The 6,539-nt window shown below is 62.7% G+C and carries 9 protein-coding genes; 6 read left to right on the top strand and 3 right to left on the bottom strand.

Annotated elements, in window-relative coordinates; genetic code table 11:
• Positions 1-45 precede the first annotated feature (45 nt).
• The 3 genes from AC22G6_RS20065 to flgA all read right to left on the bottom strand — a co-directional run bounded on the left by AC22G6_RS20065 (position 46) and on the right by flgA (position 1,693).
• On the bottom strand, positions 46-525 hold the full coding sequence (locus AC22G6_RS20065; RefSeq protein ID WP_487368233.1) for a flagella synthesis protein FlgN: 480 nt from the start codon (positions 523-525) through the stop codon (positions 46-48).
• A gap of 24 nt (positions 526-549) precedes the next feature.
• Positions 550-849 carry a flagellar biosynthesis anti-sigma factor FlgM gene (gene flgM, locus AC22G6_RS20060; RefSeq protein WP_487368232.1) on the bottom strand — a complete coding sequence of 100 codons (300 nt, stop codon included), beginning with the start codon at positions 847-849 and terminating at the stop codon, positions 550-552.
• Positions 850-973: 124 nt separating this feature from the next.
• Positions 974-1,693, bottom strand: a complete 720-nt coding sequence (gene flgA / locus AC22G6_RS20055) for a flagellar basal body P-ring formation chaperone FlgA (RefSeq protein ID WP_487368231.1) — start codon at positions 1,691-1,693, stop codon at positions 974-976.
• A gap of 235 nt (positions 1,694-1,928) precedes the next feature.
• On the opposite strand from flgA, the gene flgB reads away from it, so the two are divergent.
• The 6 genes from flgB (at position 1,929) to flgG (ending at position 6,533) form a co-directional block, all read left to right on the top strand.
• Positions 1,929-2,333: a flagellar basal body rod protein FlgB gene (gene flgB, locus AC22G6_RS20050; protein ID WP_487368230.1), complete on the top strand. Its 405-nt coding sequence runs from the start codon at positions 1,929-1,931 to the stop codon at positions 2,331-2,333.
• A 23-nt stretch (positions 2,334-2,356) separates the two neighbouring features.
• Positions 2,357-2,761 (top strand): flagellar basal body rod protein FlgC, encoded by a 405-nt coding sequence (gene flgC, locus AC22G6_RS20045; RefSeq protein ID WP_487368229.1) that lies wholly within the window; start codon positions 2,357-2,359, stop codon positions 2,759-2,761.
• Positions 2,762-2,803: 42 nt separating this feature from the next.
• Complete coding sequence (locus AC22G6_RS20040; RefSeq protein WP_487368228.1) at positions 2,804-3,478, top strand: flagellar hook assembly protein FlgD; 675 nt, start codon at positions 2,804-2,806, stop codon at positions 3,476-3,478.
• 15 nt (positions 3,479-3,493) lie between these two features.
• Positions 3,494-4,828: a flagellar hook protein FlgE gene (flgE, locus tag AC22G6_RS20035; protein WP_487368227.1), complete on the top strand. Its 1,335-nt coding sequence runs from the start codon at positions 3,494-3,496 to the stop codon at positions 4,826-4,828.
• 28 nt (positions 4,829-4,856) lie between these two features.
• Positions 4,857-5,591, top strand: a complete 735-nt coding sequence (flgF, locus tag AC22G6_RS20030) for a flagellar basal-body rod protein FlgF (protein WP_487368226.1) — start codon at positions 4,857-4,859, stop codon at positions 5,589-5,591.
• 159 nt (positions 5,592-5,750) lie between these two features.
• The gene (flgG, locus tag AC22G6_RS20025) at positions 5,751-6,533 is read left to right on the top strand and encodes a flagellar basal-body rod protein FlgG (RefSeq protein ID WP_487368225.1); all 783 of its coding nucleotides are present in this window, start codon (positions 5,751-5,753) and stop codon (positions 6,531-6,533) included.
• Positions 6,534-6,539: the final 6 nt, after the last annotated feature.

Raw genomic sequence — 6,539 nt, 5'->3', positions numbered from 1 at the left:
CCCGAACACACGACTCTGACCCCTTTGAAAGGCTTCTCGGAGCTGTCAGGCGCTGCCGAGGATGCGGCCGCCGCCGGAGGGGCGTGACTGGCCGTCGGCGTCGTACAGTTGCGGATGGTTTGCGGCGGAGAGCAGGACCGAGAGTGCGGCCTGGTTGTGCTGCATGCGTTCGTTGATGAGCTTGCCGTTGAGCTCGTTGCGTGTGCGGGCCTGGCGGGCGAGTTCGATGACTTCGTCCCATCGCTTCAGTACGCGCGGAAGCTGGGCGCACACCTGCCGGATCGACGCATCCTTGTTGGGCAGGCCGAGGCGGCCGAGCAGCAGGGCACGGTCGTCGTGCAGACGCTGGAGCTGCCGGTAGCGCTCGGTCTTGGCGGTCGTGAGCGCCAGCAGCCCCTCGGTGTCGCCGCTGACGAGCAGGGCTTCTTCGCGCTGGAGATGGTCGACGAATTCCCTCAGCTGAATCGCTTCAGCTTCGATCAGGAGCGCGATGCGCTGTATTTCGGCGGGTCCGGGTGTCTGCATTCGCGAAGTCTAGCGCGAAACCGCTCAGCTGCGTGCCTGCCCGTCGAGGAGGTCGCGCACGCTGTCGATCAGGCCATCGGCGATACGGTTGGCGTCGATCGTGAACCGGCCTTCACTGATGGCGAGCTTGATCTCTTCCACGCGGCTCTTGTCCGAGACCGGGGTGTTGGCCATCGCGGTTTCGGCCTTCTGCATGCTCGAGGACAGCGACGAAAGTTCGACCTTGTCGCCCCCGGCTGGCGGCGGTGTGCCCGCTGCGGGTTTGGGCCTTGCGTCCGCTGTCTGTACCGACCCAAGCGGCTTGCCCGTGCTTTCGATCTTCATGGTGAAGCTCCAGATGAAACTTGTCTGAGTGTTAGATCGGCAGCTTTGCCGAAAACTTTAGGGTATTTAACACATCGTCAGTGCGACGGATCCGCACGCGAGGCTGCCTTGTCGCGCTTCCGGTTCAAAAGCCGACCTCGACGTTGCCATCGGTCGTGGCGGTGCCGGTGATCACCTGGTTGTTGGGCATGCGCACGCGCACGCTCTCGCCCGGCGCGGCGGTGTTCATGGCGCGGCCTTCGCTGGAAACCTGAAAGCCTTCCCCGCGGCTGATGACCTTCACGTTCTGTCCCTGCTTGACTGCAGCCGGGATGCGCAACATGTCGCCGCGAATCGGATTGCCGCTGGTGAGCGCATAGCGGGTGCGATGGCCGACCACCTGCGCCGGGTCGGTCAGGGTGTTGTCGGGCAGGGCGGTCAGGTCGCCGTTCCGTCGCGCGATATCTGCCGGGCCGACAATCTGGCCGGCGCGCAGTGGGCGGGCGGTGACCAGGTAGTCGTTGATCACCGCGACACGTGCCTGCAGGTACACCTGCCACGTTACCGGCGATTCGCAACGCACGCCGACGCTGATCGCCCCCCAGGGGCGTGTGCCACCCGGGATGAAGGCTTCGAGCTGGGCGCAAGGCGGCAGCTGGTTGCGCGCATCGAGTGCGCTGATCTGCAGCTCGACGCGACCGGGCAGGCCGCGTGTCTCGAGTTCGAGCAGTTGCTGTGCCACGGCAGTCACCGGTGCAGGCGGCTGCTGAGCGTGCAGGGGCGATGCGGTCAGCACGAGGCCGGATGCGGCCAGCGCGAGGAGGAGGCTTCGGCTTGAGCGCAGGGCGGGAGGTGGAATCTTCATGTCGCGATTGCAGCACGTCGCTTGCACGCAGGCAACTGCAATCGCCGGCAAGTTCTGCCGTGTGCCGGCAGCATGCGCCGGATAGCGGTGAAATTGGCCGGACTTTTCCGGTCTTATCTGCGCCAGGGCCTTGATTGCAGGGGGCTACCATCGGTGGCATGGAAGGTGCAATGCAGGCAGTGAACGCATTTTTCCGTTGCGCTTGCAGCGACAACCCAGTTTCCGAGGTGATGAGATGAGAACCCAGCTAGATCGGCAGATGCAGATTCACCAGTCCGCACTGAATCTTCAGGCCCAGCGTCAGCAACTGCTGGCATCCAACATCGCCAATGCGGATACCCCGAACTACAAGGCGCGCGACATCGACTTTCGCGAGGCGCTCAAAGGCGCTGTAGGCGGCCGTCTGGGCCCGCTGGCGCTGAGTACGACGAGCAGCGGGCACATTTCCGCCAGCAGCGGGAGCGCACTCGACGGACTGGCCAAGTACCGCACCGAGCTTCAGTCCAGCGTCGATGGCAACACGGTGAACATGGACGTGGAGCGCGCGGCTTTCGCCGAGAACGCCATTCACTACGAAGCAAGCATCACCTTCATCAACGGCTTGTTGCGCTCGATGCAGACGGCCATCAGCGGCCAGTAAGTACACGCTAAGGGAGGCGGATCATGAGCATTTTCAACGTATTTTCGATCGCAGGTTCGGCGCTCAGCGCACAGTCGATGCGGCTCAATACCACCGCCTCCAACCTTGCCAACGCCGACAGCGTCGTGGGCGAGGATGGTCAGCCCTACCGCGCCAAGCAGGTTGTCTTTGCCGCACGGCCGGTGGCCGGAGAAGGTTCGGTGGGCGTGCAGGTGACCGGCGTGGTCGAGAGCGCAGCGCCGATGCGTCTGGTGTATGAACCTGCCAACCCCGCAGCCAACGCGGAGGGCTATGTCGAGATGCCCAATGTGAACGTGGTCGAGGAGATGGTGAACATGATTTCAGCATCACGCTCCTACCAGAACAACGCCGAAGTGATGAACACGGCACGAACCTTGCTGCAGCGTACCTTGCAGATTGGTCAGTAAGCGCTGACCGGCAATCTATGCCGCAACAGGCAGGAGAATGAAATGAGCACCGTCACTTCAAGCACACAGACCGCACAGGACATCCTGAGCAACCTCGCGCGCACGGATAGTTCTGCTGACAGCGTGGCGGCAGACAGTCGGCTGCAATTCCTCACGCTGCTGACGACCCAGTTGCAGAACCAGGATCCGATGAATCCGATGGAGAACGCCGAGCTTACGTCGCAACTGGCGCAGCTGAGCACGGTCGAGGGCATTGAGAAGCTCAACACTCTGATGACGCAGTTGCTGGATTCGCAGTCTTCCGGCGAAAGCCTGCAGGCGGCATCGCTGGTGGGACGTGGCGTGCTGGTCGAGGGCAAGGGTCTGCAGCTCACCGAGGCGGGTGCTGTAGGCGGCTTTGAGCTTGATGGCCCTGCGGATACTGTCGTGCTCTCCATCAAGGATTCGTCCGGTCTCGAGGTTGCGTCCGTCACTGTCAACGATGTGGCGGCAGGCAGCCAGAACTTCATCTGGGACGGTACGGCGACCGATGGCAGTCGCGCAGCGGATGGCAAATACACGGTGAGCGTCACCGCGACGCAGGGCGAAAGTAGCGTCGTTGCACGCACGCTCGAATTCGGCTCCGTCAGCAGCGTGATTCGTGGCTCCAGCAGCACCGACCTTCAGGTCGGGTCACTGGGCATCTTCAAGGTTTCCGACATCAAGCAGATTCTCTGATCCGGAGTAACGATCATGGCATTCCAGCAAGGTTTGAGCGGGTTGAACGCGTCCTCCAAGGCGCTTGACGTAATTTCCAACAACATTGCAAACAGCAGCACGGTGGGCTTCAAGTCGAGCAGGACGATCTTCGCCGATGCCTATGCGTCGGCAATGGCGGGCGGCACATCGTCCCAGCAGATCGGTATCGGTACCTATGTGGGTGCGGTGTCGCAATCCTTCACCCAGGGTGGTCTGACTTCAACCAGCAACCCGCTCGATATCGCCATCAGTGGCAACGGCTTTTTCCGGCTCGAACGGACGGACGGCTCGATTGCCTATTCGCGTAACGGTCAGTTCGACGTCGACAAGAACGGCTACATCGTCAATGCAGGCGGCGACATGGTGACCGGGTATGCGGGCACGACCACGGGTGGAACGACGGTCTTTGCAGGTGTGCCGTCGGTGCTGCAGATCGATACCTCGAACGTCAGTCCGAACGAGACCACCACGGCGTCCGTCGGGCTCAACCTTGATTCCACGGCCCATAACCCGCTGAATCAGAACCCCGTCGGCAGCGATATCAACAGTTTTCTCAGCGCCACAACCATTCCGGTTGACAGCTACAACTACACGACCTCGATGACCGTGTACGACAGTCTGGGCAATGGCTCCCTGATGAGCCTGTTCTTCGTCCGCGATCCGGACGTGGGCGGCGTGGCGCCGAATACCTGGAATGTCTATGGCCGCTTGAGCAACGATGTCGTTCCCGATACGACCAATCCGGCGCTCTCGACGGGCAAGCCGCTCGAGAATCTCGGGTCGATTGCCTTCACGGCTTTCGGCGTACCCGATACGACGGTGACCGGTAACGGTGTGTTCTCAGTGACCCGGACGGCGGCTGAGCTTGCGACCGGCGCGGACAGTCTGACTTTCTCGCTTGATCTCAGTAAGTCCACGCAGTGGAACACGAGTTCGGCGGTGACCACCTCGCCCAGGCAGGATGGCTACACCACAGGCAGCCTGACCGGCGTATCGGTGAGCAGCACCGGCGTGCTGCAGGGCACCTATTCGAACGGGCAGATCAAGGATCTGGGGTTGTTTGCGCTGGCAAACTTTTCCAGCCCGCAGGGCCTGACCTCGCTGGGTGACAACCTCTGGGCAGAGTCCTACGACTCTGGTCAGCCGACGATCGGGGCACCGGGCACCGGGGTGCTCGGCTCGCTGAGTGCGGGGCAGGTCGAGGAGTCCAACGTCGACCTCACCGAACAGCTGGTTCAGCTGATCGTCCAGCAGCGCAACTACCAGGCCAACGCGCAGTCGATCCAGGCTCAGGACCAGATCCTGCAGACCCTTGTGAACCTGCGTTAATCGAATTTCGAACTAAGGGGAGCGCGACATGGACCGCCTGATCTATACCGCCATGACGGGTGCAAAGGGCACGCTCGACCAGCAGGCCGCGGTGTCGCACAACCTCGCGAATGCGACCTCGACCGGTTTTCGCACCGAGATGCACAAGCTGCGCGCAGTCGAGGTTCAGACCGAGGCGATGCACACGCGCGCATTCACGACCGATGCCAGCGTCGCAACCGATTTCAGCTCGGGGCCCATGCAGGCCACCGGCCGGGCCTACGATGTCGCGGTTCAGGGCAAGGGCTGGCTGACGGTGCAGATGCCCGACGGCTCAGAGGCCTACACCCGGGACGGCAGTCTGGAGGTGAGCCCCAACGGCATCCTGCAAACCCGCAGCGGCTTGCCGGTTATCGGCGGCGGTGGTCCGATCACCTTGCCGCCCGATTCCGAGATCGTGATCGGCAGTGATGGAACGATTTCCGCGTTGCAGGCCGGGCAGGGGGTGGTGAATGCCGTCGACCGGCTGAAGCTGGTCAACCCGCCCGAGGCGACGCTGGTGCGTGGCGACGACGGCCTGTTTCGCTCCAGCGACGGTTTGCCGCAACCGGCAGACGAGGCGGTGAAAACTGCCGGTGGCTACCTCGAGGGCAGCAATGTGAACGTGGTGGACCAGATGGTGACCATGATCTCGCTGGGCCGTCAGTTCGAGATGCAGACGCGCATGCTCAGTACGGCCGAGGAGAACGACCGTGCGGCGACCCAGCTGCTCGCGAGCAGCTGATTTCGCGGCACGGGCCGTGGGTAAGGCTGGGATTAGCACGGTTTTTGCATTGTTAATCCCGAGATGGCCGGCAACGCTGCCGGCCTAAACTGAAACCTGGCCGATCCCCAGCCGAAGCGCGGCACCTGCCGACGCCGGCACCGTCAAGAGGAACCCATCATGATCCGCTCACTGTGGACCGCCCGTACCGGGCTGGATGCCCAGCAAACTTCGCTGGACGTGATCTCCAACAACCTTGCCAACGTCTCCACCAATGGCTTCAAGCGCCAGCGCGCGGTGTTCGAGGATCTGCTGTATCAGACCGTTCGCCAGCCGGGCGCGCAATCCACCCAGCAGACCCAGGTCGGCTCGGGCCTGCAGATCGGTACTGGCGTGAAGCCGGTGGCCACCGAGCGCATTTTTACCCAGGGCAATCTGCAGCAGACGGGGGGCTCGCTCGATATCGCGATCCAGGGTAACGGCTTCTTCCAGATCACGATGTCGGACGGCACGACGGCTTATACCCGCGACGGCGCCTTCCAGATCGACAGCAACGGCAACATGGTGACTGCGAGCGGCTATCCGCTCGCCGACAACATCAACATCCCCTCGGATACGGTGACCGTGACGATCGGCAAGGACGGCACCGTCAGCGCGCTGCAGTCCGGGCAGACGACGCCGACCCAGCTCGGTTCGATTCAGCTTGCCACCTTCATTGCGCCGAGTGGACTGCAGAGCGCGGGCGAGAACCTTTTTCTTGAGACCGCGTCGAGCGGGGTGGCAACGACCAACCAGCCGGGGCTCAACGGTGCCGGCGTGCTCAACCAGGGCTACGTCGAGACCTCGAACGTGAACGTGGCCGAGGAACTGGTGAACATGATCGTCACCCAGCGCGCCTACGAGATGAACTCGCGCGCCATCCAGACTTCCGACTCCATGCTCGGCCGTCTGACCCAGCTCTAAGAGGTC

The organism is Parazoarcus sp. PS-13 R2A (genome assembly GCF_057621855.1).
Note: the sequence above shows the minus strand (reverse complement) of the source record. Positions and strands in the feature narration are given on the sequence as shown.